The sequence below is a fragment of the Paraburkholderia sp. SSBN10T genome (assembly GCF_056619545.1).
The window spans coordinates 132,661-154,146 of record NZ_JBWQQI010000013.1 but is presented as its reverse complement, the minus strand read 5'-3'; the positions used below and the strand labels follow the sequence as shown (position 1 = coordinate 154,146).

The following is a 21,486-nucleotide window of genomic DNA, read 5'->3' as shown; positions in this document are numbered from 1 at the left end:
GCTTGTCATCCGGGTCACTGTCGCCGTGATGCGCAAACGCGAACAATGCCGTCATCGCCGCTGCGCCGCAGAGACGCTCCCCTCGAAGTACCGACGCGCGACGAATCCGCCCATTTAACGAAGGAACCTTGCCATGTCAACGCCGCGCCGCGCCCTGCTGGTCATCGACGTACAAAACGAATATGTCACCGGCGACCTGCCGATCGAATATCCGGAGGTGCAGACTTCGCTCGCCAACATCGGCCTCGCAATCGACGCCGCCCGCGCAGCCGGCGTGCCGGTCGTCGTCGTGCAGAACTTCGCGCCGGCGGGCTCGCCGATTTTCGCCCGCGGCACGCCGGGCGCTGAATTGCATCCGGTGGTCGCCTCGCGTGAGCACGATCATTACGTCAGCAAGGCGCTGCCGAGCGCGTTTGCCGGCACCGATCTGGCCGAGTGGCTCGCCGCGCAGCAAATCGATACGCTGACGGTGGTCGGCTATATGACCCACAACTGCGACGCCTCGACGATCAATCACGCGCTGCATGCGGGGCTCACGGTCGAGTTTCTGGAGGATGCGACCGGTTCTCTGTCGTATGAGAACGCGGCGGGGTTTGCCGGCGCCGAGGAGATTCACCGCGTGTTCAGCGTGGTGCTGCACTCGCGCTTCGCCGCGGTGGCCAGCACCCGGACGTGGATCGCCGCGGTGCAAAACGGCGTGGCGTTGGAACGCGGCAATATCTATGCGTCCAACCAGAAGTCTCGCGCGCGGCTGACTAATTAATGCTTGAGCCGGGCGTGAATCAGCTTTGAAGCAGGTTTGCGTCGGCTCCGGGTCAGGATGATTGCCGGGCGCCGGCGCTTGCGGCGCTGTCCCCGGTACGCAACGCGGGACTGAGGCGCAGGGCGTCGAACAGGCCCTCCACGAGCTTGCACGCGTGCACGGCGATATCGGCGGAGTCGGGCAGGAACAGCATGTCGCGCAGCGCCCCGCCGACGAACGCATGCAGCATCGTGGCCGCCAGCTTGGTGTCGAGATTGGCGGGCATCTGGCCTTTGGAGACCGCGTTGCGCAAGCCGATTTCGATTTTCCCGAGCGCCTCGCGCATGTTGCTCTGGTAGCGGACCATCACCGGGCCCATCTCTTCGACGAACTCGCACTTTAGAAACAGGATGTCGAACACGCGGCGGCGCTGCGGATCGAGTGCGGTGTCGCGCAGGCACAGCGTGCAGATGTCGATCAGCCGCCCGAGCGGATCGGGCTCGTCAGGGTTGATCGAAGCCGCTTTCAGTTCGTCGAGCGGCAGCAGCACACGATCGAACATCTCGGTGAACAGGTCGCCCTTGTTGGCGAAATGCCAGTAGATCGCGCCGCGTGTGACACCCGCGGCCTGGGCGATATCGGCCAGCGACGTGCGCGACACGCCTTTCTCGAAAAAGACCCTTTCTGCGGCATCGAGGATGCCCGCGCGTGTCTCCAGCGCCTCTTCTTTGGTCCTTCTGACCATATTCGTCTGACCTGCCTGATTGCGGGGTAACTGGGCACTTTTAAACGCGGCCCGTCACAATCCCTCTGATTGTTGCGTGTTTCGCGAACAATTATTGCCTAGTCGGGCCTGTAAGGATAGTAAAACGCACTTATACATTCATACGCGAATGTATATATAATAGCACCCCATCGATCGGATAGCCCAAGCCGTGACGACCGGTTAATATCCGTCACTGTTGTCTTTCAAAACGCTTTGCGTCGTGTCAGAAAAGCGGCGCCGTGCGGCATTTCCCGGGTTGGCGTATTGCTGCCGGGGTGTCCATCCCGCTCGCTGTGCCGGGAACTGGGCTACCGGTCACGCGTCGCGAGACGCATGTGTGCGCTGTCGTCCCCGGGGTAGGGATGCGTGCACTTTTTCATTCTCTCAGCCTTGACAGAGGTCGCTCCATGCGCGTCGAACGGGTTCCATTTCGCTTAATCAGTGCCGCGACGGCTGCCGTATTGCTGGCCGCGTGCGGACCAAAACAATCGGCCCCGCCGCAACAAACCCCTGAAGTCGGCATCGTCACTGTCCAGCCGACCTCCGTGCCTGTCGTCACCGAACTGCCGGGCCGCACCAATGCCTTCCTCGTGGCGCAAGTGCGCGCGCGGGTAGACGGCATCGTGCTGCGCCGCGAATTCACGGAAGGCAGCCAGGTGAAGGCCGGCCAGCGTCTGTACAAGATCGATCCGGCGCCGTACATCGCCCAGTTGAACAGCGCCAAGGCGACGCTCGCCAAGGCTCAGGCCAACCTCGTGTCGGTGACGGCGCAGGCCAACCGCTACAAGGTGCTGGTCGCGGCCAACGCCGTCAGCAAGCAGGACTACGACAACGCGGTCGCCTCGGAAGGCCAGGCCGCAGCGGATGTCGCCTCGGGCAAGGCCGCGGTGGATACCGCGCAGATCAACCTCGGCTACACGGACGTCGTCTCGCCGGTGAGCGGCCAGGTCGGCATCTCGCAGGTGACGCCGGGCGCCTATGTGCAGGCAAGCGCGGCCACGCTGATGTCGACGGTGCAGCAACTGGATCCGATGTATGTCGACCTGACGCAATCGAGCCTCGACGGCCTCAAGCTGCGCCGTGAAGTCCAGGAAGGGCGTCTGAAGACGAGCGGCCCGGACGCGGCCAAGGTCACGCTGCTCCTCGAAGACGGCCGCACCTATTCGGAAAAGGGCAAGCTGCAGTTCAGCGACGTCACGGTCGATCAGAGCACCGGTTCGGTGACCGTGCGCGCGCTGTTCCAGAACAAGGACGGCGTGCTGCTGCCGGGCATGTTCGTGCGTGCGCGCATCGAAGAAGGCGTGAACGACAAGGCCATCGTCGTGCCGCAGATCGGCATTACGCATGACCAGAAGGGCACGCCGATCGCGCTCGTCGTCGGTCCGGACAACAAGGTCGCGGTGCGCCAGCTCGTCACCTCGAGCACGTACGGTTCGAACTGGGTGGTCGATAGCGGCCTGAACCCGGGCGATCGCGTGATCGTGCAGGGCACCGACAAGGTACGTCCGGGCATGGAAGTCAAGACTGTCGAAGCCCAACTGCCTGCTTCCCCCGCCTCCGATGCCGCCGCTCAAGGCGCACCGGCCGCCAGCGCTGCTCAGACGGCACAAGCCTCTGCTGCATCGGGCGCGCAATAACAGGGAGCCTGTTTCATGGCAAAGTTCTTTATTGATCGCCCGATTTTTGCATGGGTGATCGCCATCATCCTGATGCTCGCGGGTGTCGCGTCGATCTTCACGTTGCCGATCGCGCAATATCCGACCATCGCCCCGCCGGCTGTGCAGATCAGCGCAACCTACCCGGGCGCATCGGCGAAGACGGTGGAAAACACCGTCACGCAGGTGATCGAGCAGCAGATGAGTGGTCTCGACCACTTGCTGTACATCTCGTCCACCTCGGACGATTCGGGTACGGCCACCATCACGCTGACGTTTGCAGCCGGCACCAATCCTGACATTGCGCAGGTGCAGGTGCAGAACAAGCTGCAGCTCGCCACGCCGCTCCTGCCGCAAGCCGTGCAGCAGCTCGGTACGAAGGTCACCAAATCGAGCAGCAGCTTCCTGCTCGTGCTGGCCTTCAACTCCGAAGACGGCAGCATGAACAAGTACGACCTGGCGAACTACGTCGCCTCGAACATCGAAGACCCGGTGAGCCGGATCGACGGTGTGGGTACGGTCACGCTGTTCGGCTCGCAGTACGCCATGCGGATCTGGCTCGACGCGAACAAGCTCACCAACTTCGGCCTCACGCCGGTTGATGTGCAGACCGCGCTCACCGCGCAGAACGTGCAGGTGGCGGGCGGTTCGCTCGGCGGTACGCCGGCGGTGCCTGGCCAGGCGCTGCAGGCCACCATCAGCGAAGCGACGCTGCTGCAGACGCCGGAGCAGTTCGGCAACATCCTGCTGAAGGTGAACCAGGACGGCTCGCGTGTGCTGCTGAAAGATGTGGCGCGCATCGAGCTCGGCGGCGAAAACTACAACTTCGACACCAAGTACAACGGTGTGCCGACGGCCGGTTTCGGGATTCAGCTCGCCACCGGTGCGAACGCACTGGCGACGGCGAAGGCTGTCCGCACGAAGATCGATGAACTGTCGAAGTACTTCCCGCACGGTCTCGTCGTGAAGTACCCGTATGACACGACGCCGTTCGTGCGTCTGTCGATCGAGGAAGTGGTCAAGACGCTGCTCGAAGGTATCGTGCTGGTGTTCCTGGTCATGTACCTGTTCCTGCAGAACCTGCGCGCGACGTTGATTCCGACGATCGCGGTGCCGGTGGTGCTGCTGGGTACGTTCGCGATCATGAGCGCGGTGGGCTTCTCGATCAACGTGCTGTCGATGTTCGGGCTGGTGCTCGCGATCGGCCTGCTGGTGGACGATGCGATCGTGGTGGTGGAGAACGTCGAGCGCGTGATGGCCGAGGAAGGGCTATCGCCGCGCGACGCGACCCGCAAGGCCATGGATCAGATCACCGGCGCGCTGGTCGGCGTGGCGCTCGTGCTGTCGGCGGTGTTCGTGCCGGTGGCGTTCTCGGGCGGCTCGGTGGGCGCGATTTACCGGCAGTTCTCGCTGACCATCGTGTCGGCGATGGTGCTGTCCGTGATGGTCGCTCTGGTTTTGACGCCGGCGCTGTGCGCAACGATTCTGAAGCCGATTCCGCAGGGCCATCACGAAGAGAAGAAGGGCTTCTTCGGCTGGTTCAACCGGACCTTCGAGAAGAGCCGCGACAAGTACCACTCCGGCGTGCACCACGTGATCAAGCGCTCGGGCCGCTGGCTCATCATCTACCTGGTGGTGATCGTGGCCGTGGGCATGCTGTTCGTGCGCTTGCCGAAGTCGTTCCTGCCGGATGAAGACCAGGGCACGATGTTCGTGCTGGTGCAGACGCCGTCGGGCTCGACCCAGGAAACCACGGCGCATGCGCTGAAGGACATTTCCGACTACCTGCTCGACAAGGAAAAGGGCATCGTCGAATCGGTCTTCACGGTGAACGGTTTCAGCTTCGCCGGCCGTGGCCAGAACGCGGGTCTCGTGTTCGTGCGGATGAAGGACTACTCCGTGCGGCAGCACTCGGACCAGAAGGTCCAGGCGCTGGTGGGCCGGTTGTTCATGCACTTCGCGGGCTACAAGAACGCGCTCGTCTATCCGGTCAACCCGCCGTCGATTCCTGAACTGGGTACCGCAGCCGGCTTCGACTTCGAACTCGAAGACCGCGCCGGGGTCGGCCACGCGAAGCTGATGGAAGCGCGCAACATGCTGCTCGGCATGGCCTCGAAAGATCCGATGCTGGCGCAGGTGCGTCCGAACGGCCTGAACGACACGCCGCAGTTCAACGTGTCGATCGACCACGAGAAGGCTTCGGCGCTGGGTGTGTCGCTCGCCACGATCGACCAGACGTTCTCGATCGCCTGGGCATCGGCCTACGTGAACAACTTCCTCGATACCGACAGCCGGATCAAGAAGGTGTACCTGCAGGCCGACGCGCCGTTCCGGATGAGCCCGGAAGACCTGAACCTCTGGTACGTGCGCAACGGCGCGGGCACGATGGTGCCGTTCTCGTCGTTCGCCAGCGGTACGTGGACCTACGGCTCGCCGAAGCTGGAGCGCTACAACGGTATTTCGGCGGTGGAAATCCAGGGTGCGGCGTCGCCGGGCAAGAGTACGGGCCAGGCCATGCAGGCAATCGAAGCGATTGCGGCCAAGCTGCCGGCGGGTATCGGTTACGAGTGGACGGGTCTGTCGTTCCAGGAAATCCAGTCCGGTTCGCAAGCGCCTATCCTGTACGGCATCTCGATCCTCGTCGTGTTCCTGTGTCTCGCGGCGTTGTATGAAAGCTGGTCGATCCCGTTCTCGGTGATCATGGTGGTGCCGCTCGGCGTGCTGGGCGCATTGCTGGCCGCAACGCTGCGTGGCCTCGAGAACGACGTGTTCTTCCAGGTGGGCTTGTTGACCACGGTGGGGTTGTCGGCGAAGAACGCGATTCTGATCGTGGAATTCGCCCGCGAACTGCAGCAGGGTGAAGGCATGGGACCGGTCGAGGCGGCGCTGGAAGCGGCACGTCTGCGGTTGCGGCCGATCCTGATGACCTCGCTCGCGTTCATTCTCGGCGTGATGCCGCTGGCTATCAGTAACGGCGCCGGCTCGGCGAGCCAGCACGCGATCGGTACCGGCGTGATCGGCGGGATGCTGACGGCAACCTTCCTCGCGATCTTCATGATCCCGATGTTCTTCGTCGTGGTTCGTGCGAAGTTCGGCGGCGAGAAGGAAGATCCGGATGCGGCGCTCGAACACTATAACCAGCACCATCCTCATGACCCGCAGCAGGGTGGCAACGGCTCGGGCAAGGAAGGACATTGAGATGCAAAAACACTCTTTGATTGCAGTGGCGGTCGCACTCCTCGCTACGGCTTGCACGATGGAGCCGAGGTACGAGCGGCCGGCCGCGCCGGTGTCGGGCACGTTCCCGACGGAAGGCGTCTACTCGACGCAGCCCGGCGCGGCGAGCGGCGGCGCGCGTAGCGCGAACGGCCAGGCCGCGGCCGATATCGGCTGGCGCGATTTCTTCGTCGATCCGCGCCTGCAGCGGCTGATCGAGATTGCGCTGAAGAACAACCGCGATCTGCGCGTGTCGGTGCTGAATATTCAGCAGTCGCAGGCGCAGTATCAGGTGACGCGGGCCGGACTTTTCCCGACCATCAACGCAGTGGGTTCGCAGACCAAATCGCGTACGCCGAAGGATCTGTCGTTCTTCGACCAGACGATCTCGAACCAGTATTCGGTTGGGCTCAGCGGTTCGTGGGAGCTGGACTTCTTCGGCCGGATCCGCAGCCTGAAGGACCAGGCGCTGGACCAGTACCTGGCTACGGCGCAGGCTCGTAAGGCGGCGGAGATCTCGCTGGTGTCGCAGGTGGCGGATCAGTATCTGACCGTGCTGTCGTACGACGATCTGCTGAAGGTGACCGAGGGCACGCTGAAAACGGCCCAGGAATCGTACCGGATCACCAAGCTGCAGTTCGACAACGGCACGGGCTCGGAACTCGACCTGCGGCAGGCGCAAACGGTCGTCGAGCAGGCCAACGCGAATTATCAGGCTGAAGCGCGCTTGCGTGCCCAGGCGGTCAACGCGCTGGTGCTGCTGGTGGGCGAGCCGTTGCCTGACGATCTGCCGCCGGGGCTGCCGCTCGGCGATCAGAATCTCCTGACGGATATTCCGGCCGGCCTGCCCTCCGATCTGCTGACGCGGCGTCCGGACATCATGGAAGCCGAGGAGAACCTGCTGGCGGCCAACGCGAACATCGGTGCGGCGCGTGCAGCGTTCTTCCCGAAGATCTCGCTGACCGGCAACTTCGGCACGCTGAGCCCGACGCTGGGCGGGTTGTTCAAGCCGGGCTCGGCGTCGTGGGGTTTCTCGCCGACGATCACCTTGCCGATCTTCACGGGCGGCGAGAACAAGGCCAACCTCGATCTCGCGCACGTGCAGAAGAACATCCAGATCGCGACGTACGAAAAGGCGATTCAGACGGCGTTCCGCGAAGTGGCGGACGGACTCGCGGCGCGCGGCACGTACGACGAACAGATCGCGGCGCTCGAGCGCGATACCTTCGCGGAACAGCGCCGGCTCGATCTGTCGGACCTGCGTTATCGCAACGGTGTGGACAGCTACCTGTCGGTGCTGACTGCGCAAACCGATCTGTATTCGGCGCAGCAGGCGCTGATTTCGGCACGCGTGGCGCGGCTCACGAACCTGGTCGATCTGTACCAGTCGCTCGGCGGCGGCTGGATCGAACACAACGGCGACCAACCGCGTCCGGCCGATGCTCCGGTCGACTACAGCGCGGCGAGCACGCCGGCAGCAGCGTCTGCGAGTTCGGCAAACTAGGCGCTGCGCAGGCAAGGGCGGGTTCTTGTTCTGAACCCGCCGCTCGCGCAGCAAAGAAAAACGCCACGGCATGCTGTGGCGTTTTTTATTGCGACTACGCTTTGCTGTGATGCGGGTTGCGGCTCGCGGCTGCTGCGTTCACCTGAAGCAGGACATTGCCGTCACCCGCGCCCGCGCTGCTCAATGCAAGTCGGCAGCACGCAGCATCTCATCGCCCGCCGCAGGTTCGTCCTGACCGCCCCGTCCGTCGAAATCATGCCCAGCGCGGCGGATTTCGCGCTTCGCCGCGCGCTCGCCCTTTACGCCATTAAAAACCAGGTTCAGCACCACCGCGGACACCGAGGCCAGCAAAATCCCGCTGTGCAGCAGCGGCGAGAGCGCCGGCGGCAGTTTGGCGAAAAACTGCGGCGAGACCACCGGCACCAGGCCGAGGCCGATACTGACCGCCACAATGAACAGGTTGTGGTGATTCTTCACAAAGTCGACCTTCGAGAGCACCTTGATGCCGTTCGCTGCCACCATGCCGAACATCACGATACCGGCGCCGCCGAGCACGAACGCCGGCACCGAGGCGACCACCTGGGCCATCTTCGGAAACAGCCCGAGCAGCACGAGAATCACGCCGCCCATGGCGCATACGAAGCGGCTCTTCACACCCGTGACGCCGATCAGCCCGACGTTCTGCGAAAACGACGTATGCGGGAACGAATTGAAGATGCCGCCGATCAGCGTGCCCAGACCGTCGACGCGCAGGCCGCGCACGAGGGTCTTCTGGTCCACCGGACGCTCCACCATGTCGCCGACCGCGAGGAACATGCCGGTCGATTCGATGAAGGTGACGAACATCACCGTGACCATTGTTGCAATGGCGAGCGGATCGAAGTGCGGCAGGCCGAAGTGGAACGGCATCACGATGCCGACCCACGGCGCCGCGGTCACGCCGTCCATGTTGACGCGGCCGAGCAGCGCGGCGATCACGAAGCCGGCGACGATGCCGAGCAACACCGAGATGTTGGCCATGAAGCCCTTGCCGAACTTGTTGATCAGCAGGATCAGCGTGAGCACGACGAGCGACAGGCTCAGGTAGACCGGATTACCGTAGTCGGGATTGCCGACCCCGCCGGCCGCCCAGTTGATGCCGACTTCCATCAGCGACAGCCCGATCACCGAGATCACGACGCCGACCACCACCGGCGGGAAGAAGCGCAACAGCTTGCCGATGGCGGGTGCGAGCAGGATGCCTACGACCCCGGCCGCAATGGTCGAGCCGAAGATGTCGAGAATGCCGAGACTCGGGTTGGTGCCGATCGCCACCATCGGGCCGACTGCGGCGAACGTGCAGCCCATGATGACGGGCAGGCGGATGCCGAAGATCCACAGGCCGAGCGTCTGGATCAGCGTGGCGATGCCGCACGAGAAGAGGTCGGCGCTGATCAGGAAGGCAATCTGATCCTTGGGCAGCTTGAGCGCGCTGCCGATGATGAGCGGCACCGCGACCGCGCCGGCATACATGACGAGGACGTGCTGAATGCCGAGCGTGAGCAACTGGCCCGCGGGCAGTCGCTCGTCGCACGGGTGAACCGTGTTCGATTGCATTTTGTCTCTCTCCACCATCTCGTTTTGGGATGGCTCCAAGGTATGCGGAGAGAAAGCGAGCAACAAGACCGCTGGGGCCTATTCCGGGCTTCGCGACGTTCATATGCGCGAGGCCGCCTTGAAAGCCGATCGAAATGCGCAGGCTGGGCAAACCGGCTGTGAGCCCCATGCTGCGGTGCGAGGTTGCGGTAGCGCCGGTGGCTTCCTCGAAACCGATATGTGTGAGAATCGATGAGGTGTATTCGATACGATGCATAGTGCCGTTTTGACGCCGCTTCCAGAGTGGCGGGGTTAACCCGCGATTGGCCTGTTCCTCTTCTTCACCTCGATACTTTTTTGCCCATGAACTTTCTCGGCATCGACCTTGGCACCGGTTCACTCAAACTGGCAATCGTCGACGACAACGGCCGTGAGCTGGCCACGGCCAGCGTCGCTTACGCAATCGAGACGCCGCATCCCGGCTGGGCGGAGATGTCCGTAGAGACCTGGTGGCGCGCGCTCTGCGAAGCGGCTGCGCGACTGCCCGCCGAGGCGCGGGCCGGTGTCGAGGGCATCGGTTTTTCCGGACAAATGCACGGTGTGGTGCTGACCGATGCCGAGGGCCGCGCCGTGCGTCCGGCCATGCTATGGCCCGATACGCGCGCGCTCGCGCTGCTCGGGCAATGGCCCGCGCCGCAGCCCAATCCGGTCGCGCCTGGGATGGCAGGTCCGTTGCTGCGCTGGATCGTGCTGCATGAGCCGCAAACGGCGCAGGCCACGCGCTGGGCGCTGCAACCGAAGGACTGGTTGCGCGTCGCGTTGGGCGGCGCCGTCGTGACCGATCCGTCGGATGCCTGCGCGACCGCGCTGGCCGATCCGGCCGGCGTGTGGGATCGCGCGCAACTGGACCGGCTCGGCTTGCCGCATGAGTGGTTCGCGCCGCTCGCGCCGTCGTATTCGGCGGGCGGCACCCTGTCGGCGCAGGCCGCAGCCGCGCTCGGGTTGCGTGCGGGCATCGTGCTTGCAACCGGCGCGGGCGATACCCCGTGCGCCGCGCTTGGCAGCGGCCTTGCTCGAGCGGGCGACGCGTTGCTCACCACCGGCACCGGCGGCCAGATCGTCGTGCTCGCGAGCGAGGCGCCGGCGCCTGCGCAAGGGCTGCATCGTTATCGCGCGGCGAGCGATCACTGGTACCGGATGGCGGCCATGCAGAACGTCGGCGTCGCGCTGGAAACCGTGCGCGGCTGGCTCTCTTACGAATGGGCCGAGGCGTACCGCGACGCGTTCGATGTTGCCGGCGCGCCGGTGGTTCAGGGCCTCACGTTTCTGCCGTACCTGACGGGCGAGCGCACTCCGTGGCTCAACCCGGCTGCGCGCGGCGGCTGGCTCGGTCTCGCGCTTGGCCATACGCGCGGCACGCTGATGCGGGCCGCTTTCGAAGGCGTCGCCTTTTCGTTGCGCGCGGGGCTCGACGCGATCCGCGCGAGCGGCGCCACGGTCGCGGCGCTGCGGCTCGCCGGCGGCGGCTCGGTGGATGCGCGCTGGCGTCAGTTGCTCGCGGATGCATTGAACGTCGAACTGTTTGCGCTCGATTGTCCGAATGCCGCGGGGCGCGGCGCGGCGATCCTCGGCGGACTGGCGCGCGGCCACTGGCATGCAGCCGATCTCGCGGCGCTGGCGCCGGCTACGGCGCGCGTCGCGGGTCCGCAAAACGATACTGCGCTCACTGCGCGTTACGAGCGTTTCATCGACCTGTATGGACGTGTCGAGGACTGGTTCGATCCGTCCCGTGACGCATGAGCCGATGTCGCCCAGGGGCAACGCGGTGGCCAGTGCTCGCATACACGCAGTGCAAATTTCGGCGATCATAGGCGCCGGTCGCGGCATAAGGTTGCCGACGGGGCGCGCACGGTTGCGAGCCTCGCATCATCAGATTGATTCACGGAACTGATTCACGGAACTGATTCACGGAACTACAGGAGCATTCACCATGAAGACGAAAGCAGCCATCGCATGGAAAGCGGGCGCACCGCTGACGATCGAGGAAGTCGATCTGGAAGGCCCGCGCGCCGGCGAGGTGCTGATCGAAGTGAAGGCCACGGGTATCTGCCACACCGACTACTACACCTTGTCGGGCGCGGACCCGGAAGGGCTCTTCCCGGCGATCCTCGGTCATGAAGGCGCCGGCGTGATCGTCGATGTGGGTCCGGGTGTCGGCACGCTGAAGAAGGGCGATCACGTGATTCCGCTCTATACGCCGGAATGCCGCCAATGCAAGTTCTGCCTCTCGCGCAAGACCAACCTGTGCCAGGCGATCCGCTCGACACAAGGCCGTGGCCTGATGCCCGATGCGACCTCGCGTTTCTCGCTCGACGGCAAGCCGCTGTTCCACTACATGGGGACCTCGACGTTCTCGAACTACATCGTTGTGCCGGAGATCGCCGTGGCGAAGGTGCGGGAAGACGCGCCGTTCGACAAGATCTGCTATATCGGCTGCGGCGTGACGACGGGCGTCGGCGCCGTGGTGTATTCGGCGAAGGTCGAGGCCGGTGCGAACGTGGTGGTGTTCGGACTGGGCGGCATCGGCCTGAACGTGATCCAGGGCGCGAAGATGGTGGGCGCGGACAAGATCATCGGTGTCGATCTGAACCCGGGGCGCATCGAGCTGGCGAAGAAATTCGGCATGACGCACTTCATCAACCCGAATGAAGTGGAGAACGTGGTCGACCATATCGTGCAACTGACCGACGGCGGCGCCGACTACTCGTTCGAATGCATCGGCAATACCAAGGTGATGCGTCAGGCGCTGGAGTGCACGCACAAGGGCTGGGGCCAGTCGTTCATCATCGGCGTGGCGGCGGCGGGCGAAGAAATCAGCACGCGTCCGTTCCAGCTCGTGACGGGTCGCGAGTGGAAGGGCTCGGCGTTCGGCGGCGCACGCGGGCGCACCGATGTGCCGAAGATCGTCGACTGGTACATGGAAGGCAAGATCAACATCGACGATCTGATCACCCACCGTCTGCCGCTCGAACGCATCAACGAAGGCTTCGACCTGATGAAGAAGGGCGAGTCGATCCGCTCGGTCGTGCTGTACTGATGCCGGCTTCACGTTGCAATCAAGGGAGCGCGCGATGCTCGAACTTCTAGCCTCGCACGCCTGCTACGGCGGCGTGCAACGCTTCTACAAGCACGACTCGAAGGTGACCGGACTGCCGATGCGGTTCTCGGTCTATTTGCCGCCGCAAGCGGTGCAAGCCGTTCCCGGCGCGCATAAGGTGCCGGCGCTGTTCTATCTGGCCGGTCTCACGTGTACCGAGGAGACCTTCCCGATCAAGGCAGGCGCGCAGCGCTTCGCCGCGCAGCATGGTCTCGCGCTGATCGCGCCGGACACCAGCCCGCGCGGTGCGGGCATCCCCGGCGAAAGCGCGGCGTGGGACTTCGGTGTCGGCGCGGGGTTCTATGTCGATGCGACCGAGGAGCCATGGTCGAAGCACTTCCGGATGTACTCGTACGTGCGCGACGAACTGCGTGAGACGGTGCTGGCCAGTCTGCCGGTGGACGGCGAGCGGCTCGGCATCTTCGGACATTCGATGGGCGGCCACGGCGCGCTGATGCTGGCGCTGCGCAATCCGCAGATTTACCGCTCGGTGTCGGCGTTCGCGCCGATCGCCGCGCCCTCGCGCTGTGCGTGGGGCGAGAAGGCCTTCAGCGGATATCTGGGCAAGGATCGCGCGGCGTGGCAGGCGTACGATTCGAGCGAACTGGTGGCGCGTGCGTCGCACAAGTTCGCCGAGGGGATTCTGATCGATCAGGGTTTGTCGGATCAGTTTCTTGCCGAGCAGTTGCACCCGGATGTGTTCGAAGCGGCTTGCCGTGCGGCAGGACAGCCGTTGACCTTGCGCCGGCATGAGGGCTACGACCACGGGTATTTCTTCATCTCGACTTTCATCGAGGATCATCTCGCGCATCACGCGAAGGTGTTGCTGGCTTGATGCATCGAGGGGGGAGGCGGCACGGGCGCAGGCTGACGCGTGCCGCCTTCACATCACACTGCTATCTCCGCCCCAGCAAACTCCCGCCATATACCAGCGCCGCGAGCGCGGTGATCCAGAAGCTGGTCGGCCAATCCGTATAGAACGCGAGCGTGAGCCCGAGCCACGCCTGCACCAGCGCGAGGAGAGCCGCGAGCACGAGCCCGGTGGAGAGTCTCGTGGTCAGGTTCTGCGCCGCGGCCGCCGGCCCCACCATCAAGGTGAACACCAGCAGCACGCCGACGATCTGCGTGCATGCCGCCACCGCCAGCGCGGCGATTGCGAGGAACAGCACCGACACGAGTCGCAGCGACACGCCTTTGGCCTCGGCGAGCTCCGGCTGCAGCGAGGCGAACAGCAGCGGGCGCATGATCGCCGCCAGCGCCAGCAAGCTCAGCAGGCCGAGGCCCGCGAGCACGCCGAGCGTGGACGCGTTCACGCCGAGCACATTGCCGAACAGCAACGCCGTGACCTGGGTCGCGTAAGCGGTAAAGAAGTGCAGAAACAGCAGCCCGAAGCCGAGCGCGAGCGAGAGGATTACGCCGATCGCCACGTCGCGGCCGGCGAGCTTTTCACCGAGCGCGCCCATGCCGACGCCCGCTGCGAGCGTGAAGCCGATCATCCCCCAGATCGGCGAGATGCCGATCAGCACGGCGCCGGTCGCCCCGGTAAAGCCGACGTGCGAGAGCGCGTGGCCCGCAAAGGTCTGTCCGCGCATCACCAGAAAGTAGCCGACAATCCCCGCCAGCACCGCGACGATCCCCGACGCCGCGAACGCGTTGACCATGAAATCGTATTCAAACATCGTTTGTGTGTCCGTCGCGTGAGGCCTGATGATGGTCGAGGGTATGGCCGTGGTCGTGGCTATGACCACGGCCGTGCGGGTGCCCATGGTCCGGCGCGCCGCCATGATCGTGGCCGTCGTCTTCGTGTTCGTGATCGTGCTTTTCGACTTCGACGTCGCCCGACATCACGAAGATGCGGCCGTTGACGCGCATCACGTCGATGGCCGAGCCGTAGAGCCGCGACAGCACCGGCTTCGTGATGACTTCGTCGACCGTGCCGAGCGCCGCCACGCCGCTGCCGAGATACAGCACGCGGTCGAGCGCATGCAGCAGCGGATTGAGTTCATGCGCCGAAAACAGCACCGCGATGCCGAGTTCCTGCTGCACATTACGCACCAGTTCGACCACGCTCTTCTGATGATGCGGGTCGAGACTGATCAGCGGTTCGTCGAGCAACAGCAGTTTGGGATTGCCGAGCAGGCACTGCGCGAGCAGCAGGCGCTGGCGCTCGCCACCGGACAGTTCCGACAAGGGCCGCGCCGCCAGCGCGCGGCCGCCCACCAGATCCAGCACGCGTTCGACGTCCGCCCGGGTCTTCGCATCGGCGTGCGGCAGGCCCCAGCGGTGGCCGTCGGCCGCCATCGCGACAAAATCGCGGCCGCGCACGCGGCGCCCGGCGAGCGCGGCGCGCGTCTGCGGCATGTAGCCGATCGACGCATTGCCGCGCACCACCGGCTGTCCGAGCACGCGGATCGTGCCGCTCGCGGCCGGCACGAGGCCGAGCACGGCGCGCATCAGCGTGGTTTTGCCCGCGCCGTTTGGCCCGAGCACGCCGATAAATTCCCCTTGATTCACCTGCAGACTGGTGTCGCGCAGGATGACACGGCCGCCCAGTTCCAGCGTCACGTTCTCGAGTTCGAGAACGGGCGCGGCTTGGGACGGCGTGCGGCCAGTCAGATTCATTGCGTGGTTCCGTTGGTTGCTGCGTTACTTGCCCGTTGCCGCCGCCGCACCCGTGTCGCCCGCGGCCAGCGCCGCGCCGAGCGCGTCCAGTTGCGAGAGCATCCACGCCTGGTAGTTCTTGCCGGCCGGTTCCGTCTCGGTGACGCTCATGGTCGGCACGTGCGATTGCTGCGCGAGTTTCAACATGCGTTTGGTCAGGGCCTCGGTTGCCTGGCTGTTATAGATGAGCACGCGCACGCGCTTTTCGCGCAGGTCGCGTTCGAACGCGGCGATATCCGATGCGCTCGCTTCCGTGTCGTTCATCGTCGCCAGCTGGAAGCGCAGATTGCGCATCGACAGGCCGACCGCGTCCGACATATAGCCGAACACCGGTTCCGTCGCCGTCACCGGCACGCCGGCATAGCGGCCATGCAGCTCGGCTACCTTGGCGTCGATCGGCTTGAGCGAATCGAGAAACTTCGCGAGGTTCGCATCGTACGCCGACTTGTTCGCCGGGTCAGCCGTTTCGAGCGCGGCGCTCACAGCGCGCGCTACCGCGGGCATGGTTGCCGGGTCGTACCAGAGGTGCGGATTGTCGCCGCCTTTCTTGCCGGTCAGGTCGGCCGCGACAATGATAGTGCGCTTTGTGTTGTTCTTCGAGGCGTTCAGCAGCTTCGCCATCCACGGGTCGTAATCGGCGCCGTTGTAGACCACGAGGTTCGCATGCTGCAGCGCGCGGGCGGTCTTCGGGCTGGCTTCGAACAGGTGCGGATCTTCATCCGGGTTGCTCAGGATACTGGTGACGTCCACATGCTCGCCGCCCAACTGATGCACCACGTCGCCATAGAAGTTTTCTGCGGCGACCACCTGGATCTTCGCATTCTGCGCGAAAGCGGCCTGGCCGAGGGCCAGCACGGCGGCGCCGGCCACCAGATACTTCGACAGGCCGAGCGCGCGGCGCGCTGCGTGCTGCTTCAAGCTGAGTTTTTTCATCGGTATCCCTGCTGCGTAAGCTAAGTGTTGGGTGCGAGGCGCCTGCGGCCGAGCCGGAAGCGCGTCGCGTCGAGACTGGGATGCAATAATATAACGTATCAACTGAATTTGTCAGTGGCTGCGGTTAGCGGCGAGCGTGCCGCTAACCGCAGCCGCCGCATGCCAAGGCCTTGCCGGACGCGCTGCGGTGGCTGTTCGGCAGGGCCGCGGCGTGAATGGGCGCGTCCTGCCGCGCTGCACCATCGAAATCTCGTTAACCGCCTTGACATGACCGGACGCGTATCCGATCATTCGATCACTAACAGAGCAATTGTTCGCGTAACGAGCGTTCGCTCACCATGCGGTAAGACTCGAAACGAACCGGAGACATGCAGTGGCAGCGCGATTGCAAGGGAAGGTAGCGATTCTCACGGGTGCGGCCAGCGGTATTGGTGAAGCCGTGGCTCGCCGGTATCTCGACGAAGGCGCGCGCTGCGTGCTGGTCGACGTGAAGCCGGCGGACAGTTTTGCCCTGTCGCTGCGCGAAACCGCGGGCGACCGGGTCCTGACTGTGAGCGCCGACGTCACGCGCCGCGACGATATCCAGCGGATTGTCGCGAGTACCCTCGAACGGTTCGGCCAGATCGACATCCTCTTCAATAACGCGGCGCTGTTCGACATGCGGCCGCTGCTCGACGAATCCTGGGACGTGTTCGACCGGCTCTTCGCGGTCAATGTAAAAGGCATGTTCTTCCTGATGCAGGCCGTGGCGCAGCGCATGGTCGAACAGGGCTACGGCGGCAAGATCATCAATATGTCGTCGCAGGCCGGCCGGCGCGGCGAGGCTCTCGTCTCGCACTACTGCGCAACCAAGGCTGCCGTACTAAGCTATACACAATCTGCGGCGCTCGCCTTGGCGCCGCACAAGATCAACGTCAACGGGATTGCCCCCGGGGTCGTGGATACGCCGATGTGGGATCAGGTCGACGCGCTGTTCGCCCGCTATGAGAACCGCCAGCCGGGCGAGAAGAAGCGTCTGGTCGGCGAGGCGGTGCCGCTCGGCCGTATGGGCCTGCCCGAAGACCTGACCGGCGCGGCGCTGTTCCTGGCTTCCGCCGATGCCGATTACATCACCGCGCAAACCCTGAACGTCGACGGCGGTAACTGGATGAGCTAACGGACGCGCTGTAACAAGTTCGCCGCCCCCTCTGCACGAGAACGCAGTAAAACATAACGTACTAGAAAGGAGACAAGTGATGAAAGCAGCCATGAAACCCGCGCTCAAGGCGCTCAGCGCCGCCGCTGTTGCGTGCGCGGCACTGAACGCGTCCGCCGCGACAGTGACGATCGCCACCTTGAACAACCCGGACATGATCGAGCTGAAGAAGCTGTCGCCGGCGTTCGAGCAGGCCAATCCGGACATCAAGCTCAACTGGGTGATTCTCGAAGAAAACGTGCTGCGTCAGCGCGCCACCACCGACATCACGACCGGCAGCGGCCAGTTCGACGTGATGACGATCGGCGCCTACGAGACGCCGCAATGGGGCAAGCGCGGCTGGCTCACGCCGATCACGAACCTGCCCGCCAGCTACGATCTGAACGACGTCGTGAAGACGGCCCGCGACGGCCTGTCCTATAACGGCTCGCTGTACGCGCTGCCGTTCTACGTCGAAAGCTCGATGACCTACTACCGCAAGGACCTGTTTGCGGCGAAGGGTCTGACGATGCCGGATCAGCCGACCTATGACCAGATCCAGCAGTTCGCCGACAAGCTCACCGACAAGGCCAACGGCGTCTACGGCATCTGCCTGCGCGGCAAGGCCGGCTGGGGCGAAAACATGGCGTATGCGACGACGGTCGTGAACACCTTCGGCGGCCGCTGGTTCAACGAGAAGTGGGAGCCGCAACTGACCTCGCCGGAGTGGAAGAAGGCCATCACCTTCTACGTCAACCTGCTGCAAAAAGACGGCCCTCCGGGAGCGAGCTCGAACGGCTTCAACGAGAACCTGACGCTGATGTCCTCGGGCAAGTGCGGGATGTGGATCGATGCGACCGTGGCCGCCGGCATGCTGTACAACAAGCAGCAATCGCAGATCGCCGACAAGGTCGGCTTCGCGGCGGCCCCGACCGAAGTCACGCCGCGTGGCGCGCACTGGCTGTGGGCCTGGGCGCTGGCGATTCCGAAGTCGTCGAAGCAGGCGGATGCGGCGAAGAAGTTCATCGCCTGGGCGACCTCGAAGGAATACATCGAGATGGTCGCGAAGGACGAAGGCTGGGCCTCGGCGCCTCCGGGAACCCGTCAGTCGACCTACGCGCGTCCCGAGTACAAGGCGGCTGCACCGTTTGCCGACTTCGTGCTGAAGGCGATCGAAACGGCTGATCCGAACCATCCGACCGCGCAGCCGGTGCCGTACACGGGCGTGCAGTTCGTCGGCATTCCTGAGTTCCAGTCGTTCGGCACGGTAGTGGGTCAGAGCATCTCGGGTGCGCTGGCCGGCCAGATGACGGTCGATCAGGCTCTGACTGCCGGCCAGGCCACCGCCGATCGCGCCGTGCGTCAGGCGGGTTATCTGAAGTGACGTGAAACACGCCGGCTGACGCCAGTCAGCCGGCCCTTGCAGCACAGCGGGCCGTCACGGCTGAGCCGTTACGCCTGAGCCATACGCCGGTCGCACCTGCTGCGCCGCGACCGGCGGCGCCCCGGGTCGAACCTCAGCCGCGCCGTGTCCTGCGTATTACCAAACAGGTGGTCACATCATGCGTCCTCTGCGCCTTCCTCTCATGCATGCCCATCCCCAGACTGAAAAAGAGCGCGAATCGCGCAAGGCCGCGTCGGCACGCTGGCTGGTGACACCCTCCACGGCCGTGCTGGTGCTGTGGATGGCGATTCCGCTGGCGATGACGATCTGGTTTTCGTTCACGCATTACAACCTGCTGAACCCCGACGAAAAGGGTTTTGCCGGTATCGACAACTACAAGTACCTCGCTACCGATCCGTCGTTCGGCCCGTCGATCGGCCATACGCTCGAACTGATCGTCGCCACGCTGGTGATCACGGTGGTGGGCGGCGTGCTGATGTCGGTGCTGTTCGACCGCAAGTTCTACGGCCAGGGCATCGCACGGCTGCTGGCGATTGCGCCGTTCTTCGTGATGCCGACCGTGAGCGCGCTGATCTGGAAGAACATGATCCTGCATCCGGTGTACGGCCTGATCGCGCAGGGCATGCGCGCCGTCGGACTGCGCCCGATCGACTGGTTCGCCGACTATCCGCTCACCGCGATCATCATGATCGTCTCGTGGCAATGGCTGCCGTTCGCCTTCCTGATCCTGTTCACCGCAATCCAGTCGCTCGACCAGGAGCAGAAGGAAGCGGCCAAGATCGACGGCGCGGGCGCTTTCTCGATGTTCTTCTACATCACGCTGCCGCACCTGAGACGGGCCATTGCGGTCGTGGTGATGATGGAAACCATTTTCCTGCTGTCGATCTTCGCGGAAATCTACACGACCACCGGCGGCGGCCCCGGCACGGCGACCACCACGCTGTCGTACCTGATCTACGCGCTCGGCCTGCAACAGTTCGATGTCGGGCTTGCCTCGGCCGGCGGGATTCTCGCCGTGGTGCTGGCCAATATCGTGTCGTTCTTCCTCGTGCGGATGCTCGCGAAGAACCTCAAAGGGGAGTACGAAAAATGAGCCACGTTGTCGCTTCACCCGTCTCGACGACGGTGTCATCGAAGAACGCGCCGTGGGCCGTCTTCAAGCGCGCCGTACCCGGCGTGCTGGCCTGGCTGATCGCGCTGCTGCTGTTTTTCCCGATCTTCTGGATGACGATCACAGCATTCAAGACCGAGCAGCAGGCTTATGCGTCGTCGCTGTTTTTCATCCCGACGCTCGACAGTTTTCGTGAGGTCTTTGCGCGCAGCAACTACTTCTCGTTCGCCGGCAATTCGATCATGATCTCGGCGGGCGTGACGGTGGTGTGCCTGCTGCTCGCCGTGCCGTGCGCCTATGCGATGGCGTTCTTTCCGACGCGCCGCACGCAGAGTTTGCTGCTGTGGATGCTGTCGACCAAGATGATGCCGTCGGTCGGCGTACTGGTGCCGATCTATCTGCTGTGGAAAAACACCGGGATGCTCGATACCGTCTCGGGGCTGATCATCATCTATACGCTGATCAATCTGCCGATTGCCGTGTGGATGACCTTCACGTACTTCGCCGAAATTCCGCGCGACATTCTCGAAGCCGGGCGCATCGACGGCGCGGCGACCTGGCAGGAAATCGTCTACCTGCTGATGCCGATGTCGCTGCCGGGTCTCGCGTCGACCGCGCTGCTGCTGGTGATCCTGTCGTGGAACGAGGCGTTCTGGAGCATCAACCTGTCCAGTTCGAATGCGGCGCCGTTGACGGTGTTTATCGCGTCCTATTCGAGTCCTGAAGGTCTGTTCTGGGCGAAGCTTTCCGCGGCGTCGCTGCTGGCGGTGGCGCCGATCCTGATCGTCGGCTGGCTGTCGCAGAAGCAACTGGTGCGTGGGCTGACGTTCGGGGCGGTTAAATGACCGTCAACTCCGCGACAGGCAATGCCGCGACCGAAGCCAGACTGGCGCTGATCTGCGATTGCGACGGTGTCCTGATCGACAGTGAAGCCGTGGCGGCGCGCATGCTGGTGCACGAACTGCAGGCGCGCTGGCCGGATACCGACGTCGAGCCGGTGGTGCTGCCGCTGCTCGGGCTGCGCATCGAGCGGGTGCTCGAAAACGCCGCCGCGCAACTTGGCAGGAGTTTGAGCGCCGCCGACATGGAGGCGATTCGTCACGCGGTCGAAGCCGCGGCGATGCAGGCGCCCGCAGTGGCCGGCATTGCCGAGGCGCTCGCGCAGATTCCGCTGATCAAGGCGTGTGCGAGCAACAGCTTCAAGCAGTACGTGCAGACGGTGCTGGCACGCACGGGGCTTGAGCCGTTCTTCGGCGGGCGGCTTTATTGCGCGGATTCGGTCGCGCTGCCGAAGCCGGCCCCCGATGTGTATCTGGCGGCGGCGCAAGATTTCGGCATCGCGAGCGCGGCCTGCCTGGTGGTGGAGGACAGCGTCACCGGCGTGACGGCGGCGAGCGCGGCGGGCATGACGGTGCTTGCCTTTATCGGCGGCGGCCATGCGAGCGATGCGCAGATCGGCGCGTTGCGCGCGGCGGGCGCGAGCCACGTCTTCGACGATATGACGCAACTGCCCGCGCTGGCGGCGCAATGGACGCTGCGGGTGACGGCGGATTCGCATTGAGGGAGGCGCTTGCGCTGGCGGCGCGA

At 64.3% G+C, this 21,486-nt stretch carries 17 protein-coding genes; 12 read left to right on the top strand and 5 right to left on the bottom strand.

All coding sequences use genetic code 11. From position 1 onward, the window contains the following. Positions 1-133 precede the first annotated feature (133 nt). Positions 134-763: a cysteine hydrolase family protein gene (locus tag AC1ECK_RS20755; RefSeq protein WP_480322214.1), complete on the top strand. Its 630-nt coding sequence runs from the start codon at positions 134-136 to the stop codon at positions 761-763. Between the two features lie 52 nt (positions 764-815). Here AC1ECK_RS20755 and AC1ECK_RS20750 read toward each other — a convergent pair whose 3' ends face one another. Next, positions 816-1,487 carry a TetR family transcriptional regulator gene (locus AC1ECK_RS20750; protein WP_480322212.1) on the bottom strand — a complete coding sequence of 224 codons (672 nt, stop codon included), beginning with the start codon at positions 1,485-1,487 and terminating at the stop codon, positions 816-818. A gap of 428 nt (positions 1,488-1,915) precedes the next feature. On the opposite strand from AC1ECK_RS20750, the gene AC1ECK_RS20745 reads away from it, so the two are divergent. Genes AC1ECK_RS20745 through AC1ECK_RS20735 form a run of 3 tightly spaced genes read left to right on the top strand, consistent with a single transcriptional unit; the run spans position 1,916 to position 7,883 of the window. Beyond that, entirely contained in the window at positions 1,916-3,145 is a 1,230-nt protein-coding gene (locus AC1ECK_RS20745; protein ID WP_480322210.1) for an efflux RND transporter periplasmic adaptor subunit, read from the top strand. Positions 3,146-3,160: 15 nt separating this feature from the next. Next, positions 3,161-6,361 (top strand): efflux RND transporter permease subunit, encoded by a 3,201-nt coding sequence (locus AC1ECK_RS20740; RefSeq protein ID WP_480322208.1) that lies wholly within the window; start codon positions 3,161-3,163, stop codon positions 6,359-6,361. A 1-nt stretch (position 6,362) separates the two neighbouring features. Further along, positions 6,363-7,883, top strand: coding sequence for an efflux transporter outer membrane subunit (locus AC1ECK_RS20735; RefSeq protein ID WP_480322206.1), 1,521 nt, complete (start codon positions 6,363-6,365; stop codon positions 7,881-7,883). A gap of 180 nt (positions 7,884-8,063) precedes the next feature. Here AC1ECK_RS20735 and AC1ECK_RS20730 read toward each other — a convergent pair whose 3' ends face one another. After that, positions 8,064-9,479, bottom strand: coding sequence for a nucleobase:cation symporter-2 family protein (locus AC1ECK_RS20730; protein WP_480322204.1), 1,416 nt, complete (start codon positions 9,477-9,479; stop codon positions 8,064-8,066). 342 nt (positions 9,480-9,821) lie between these two features. Between AC1ECK_RS20730 and AC1ECK_RS20725 the strand changes: the two genes are divergently transcribed. From AC1ECK_RS20725 to fghA, 3 genes are all read left to right on the top strand, one after another. Beyond that, a complete protein-coding gene (locus AC1ECK_RS20725; RefSeq protein WP_480322202.1) occupies positions 9,822-11,258 on the top strand; it encodes a xylulokinase in 1,437 nt (478 codons plus the stop codon). A 190-nt stretch (positions 11,259-11,448) separates the two neighbouring features. Continuing rightward, on the top strand, positions 11,449-12,555 hold the full coding sequence (locus AC1ECK_RS20720) for an S-(hydroxymethyl)glutathione dehydrogenase/class III alcohol dehydrogenase (RefSeq protein WP_480322200.1): 1,107 nt from the start codon (positions 11,449-11,451) through the stop codon (positions 12,553-12,555). A gap of 34 nt (positions 12,556-12,589) precedes the next feature. Then, complete coding sequence (fghA, locus tag AC1ECK_RS20715) at positions 12,590-13,450, top strand: S-formylglutathione hydrolase (protein WP_480322198.1); 861 nt, start codon at positions 12,590-12,592, stop codon at positions 13,448-13,450. Between the two features lie 61 nt (positions 13,451-13,511). Here fghA and AC1ECK_RS20710 read toward each other — a convergent pair whose 3' ends face one another. From AC1ECK_RS20710 to AC1ECK_RS20700, 3 genes are read right to left on the bottom strand one after another with little or no spacing between them, the layout of a single operon-like run. Then, on the bottom strand, positions 13,512-14,294 hold the full coding sequence (locus tag AC1ECK_RS20710) for a metal ABC transporter permease (protein WP_480322196.1): 783 nt from the start codon (positions 14,292-14,294) through the stop codon (positions 13,512-13,514). Continuing rightward, the gene (locus tag AC1ECK_RS20705; RefSeq protein ID WP_480322194.1) at positions 14,287-15,237 is read right to left on the bottom strand and encodes an ABC transporter ATP-binding protein; all 951 of its coding nucleotides are present in this window, start codon (positions 15,235-15,237) and stop codon (positions 14,287-14,289) included. Before AC1ECK_RS20705 ends, AC1ECK_RS20710 begins: the two co-directional genes overlap by 8 nt. A 24-nt stretch (positions 15,238-15,261) precedes the next feature. Continuing rightward, complete coding sequence (locus AC1ECK_RS20700; protein ID WP_480322192.1) at positions 15,262-16,209, bottom strand: metal ABC transporter solute-binding protein; 948 nt, start codon at positions 16,207-16,209, stop codon at positions 15,262-15,264. 373 nt (positions 16,210-16,582) lie between these two features. Between AC1ECK_RS20700 and AC1ECK_RS20695 the strand changes: the two genes are divergently transcribed. The 5 genes from AC1ECK_RS20695 (at position 16,583) to AC1ECK_RS20675 (ending at position 21,460) form a co-directional block, all read left to right on the top strand. After that, the gene (locus AC1ECK_RS20695) at positions 16,583-17,365 is read left to right on the top strand and encodes an L-iditol 2-dehydrogenase (protein ID WP_480322190.1); all 783 of its coding nucleotides are present in this window, start codon (positions 16,583-16,585) and stop codon (positions 17,363-17,365) included. A gap of 79 nt (positions 17,366-17,444) precedes the next feature. After that, positions 17,445-18,767, top strand: coding sequence for an ABC transporter substrate-binding protein (locus tag AC1ECK_RS20690; RefSeq protein WP_480322188.1), 1,323 nt, complete (start codon positions 17,445-17,447; stop codon positions 18,765-18,767). 178 nt (positions 18,768-18,945) lie between these two features. Beyond that, on the top strand, positions 18,946-19,881 hold the full coding sequence (locus AC1ECK_RS20685; protein ID WP_480322186.1) for a carbohydrate ABC transporter permease: 936 nt from the start codon (positions 18,946-18,948) through the stop codon (positions 19,879-19,881). Continuing rightward, positions 19,878-20,744: a carbohydrate ABC transporter permease gene (locus AC1ECK_RS20680; protein ID WP_480322184.1), complete on the top strand. Its 867-nt coding sequence runs from the start codon at positions 19,878-19,880 to the stop codon at positions 20,742-20,744. Before AC1ECK_RS20685 ends, AC1ECK_RS20680 begins: the two co-directional genes overlap by 4 nt. After that, positions 20,741-21,460: an HAD family hydrolase gene (locus AC1ECK_RS20675; protein WP_480322182.1), complete on the top strand. Its 720-nt coding sequence runs from the start codon at positions 20,741-20,743 to the stop codon at positions 21,458-21,460. The genes AC1ECK_RS20680 and AC1ECK_RS20675 overlap by 4 nt, the downstream gene beginning before the upstream one ends. Positions 21,461-21,486 lie beyond the last annotated feature (26 nt).

Excerpts from the sequence above, each read along its gene's own strand:
- AC1ECK_RS20730 (WP_480322204.1), bottom strand. The coding sequence starts at position 9,479 with ATGCAATCGAACACGGTTCACCCGTGCGACGAGCGACTGCCCGCGGGC.
- AC1ECK_RS20710 (WP_480322196.1), bottom strand. The coding sequence starts at position 14,294 with ATGTTTGAATACGATTTCATGGTCAACGCGTTCGCGGCGTCGGGGATC.
- AC1ECK_RS20725 (WP_480322202.1), top strand. The coding sequence starts at position 9,822 with ATGAACTTTCTCGGCATCGACCTTGGCACCGGTTCACTCAAACTGGCA.
- AC1ECK_RS20750 (WP_480322212.1), bottom strand. The coding sequence starts at position 1,487 with ATGGTCAGAAGGACCAAAGAAGAGGCGCTGGAGACACGCGCGGGCATC.
- AC1ECK_RS20720 (WP_480322200.1), top strand. The coding sequence starts at position 11,449 with ATGAAGACGAAAGCAGCCATCGCATGGAAAGCGGGCGCACCGCTGACG.
- AC1ECK_RS20755 (WP_480322214.1), top strand. The coding sequence starts at position 134 with ATGTCAACGCCGCGCCGCGCCCTGCTGGTCATCGACGTACAAAACGAA.
- AC1ECK_RS20705 (WP_480322194.1), bottom strand. The coding sequence starts at position 15,237 with ATGAATCTGACTGGCCGCACGCCGTCCCAAGCCGCGCCCGTTCTCGAA.
- AC1ECK_RS20740 (WP_480322208.1), top strand. The coding sequence starts at position 3,161 with ATGGCAAAGTTCTTTATTGATCGCCCGATTTTTGCATGGGTGATCGCC.
- fghA (WP_480322198.1), top strand. The coding sequence starts at position 12,590 with ATGCTCGAACTTCTAGCCTCGCACGCCTGCTACGGCGGCGTGCAACGC.
- AC1ECK_RS20735 (WP_480322206.1), top strand. The coding sequence starts at position 6,363 with ATGCAAAAACACTCTTTGATTGCAGTGGCGGTCGCACTCCTCGCTACG.
- AC1ECK_RS20685 (WP_480322186.1), top strand. The coding sequence starts at position 18,946 with ATGCGTCCTCTGCGCCTTCCTCTCATGCATGCCCATCCCCAGACTGAA.
- AC1ECK_RS20745 (WP_480322210.1), top strand. The coding sequence starts at position 1,916 with ATGCGCGTCGAACGGGTTCCATTTCGCTTAATCAGTGCCGCGACGGCT.
- AC1ECK_RS20680 (WP_480322184.1), top strand. The coding sequence starts at position 19,878 with ATGAGCCACGTTGTCGCTTCACCCGTCTCGACGACGGTGTCATCGAAG.
- AC1ECK_RS20700 (WP_480322192.1), bottom strand. The coding sequence starts at position 16,209 with ATGAAAAAACTCAGCTTGAAGCAGCACGCAGCGCGCCGCGCGCTCGGC.
- AC1ECK_RS20675 (WP_480322182.1), top strand. The coding sequence starts at position 20,741 with ATGACCGTCAACTCCGCGACAGGCAATGCCGCGACCGAAGCCAGACTG.
- AC1ECK_RS20690 (WP_480322188.1), top strand. The coding sequence starts at position 17,445 with ATGAAAGCAGCCATGAAACCCGCGCTCAAGGCGCTCAGCGCCGCCGCT.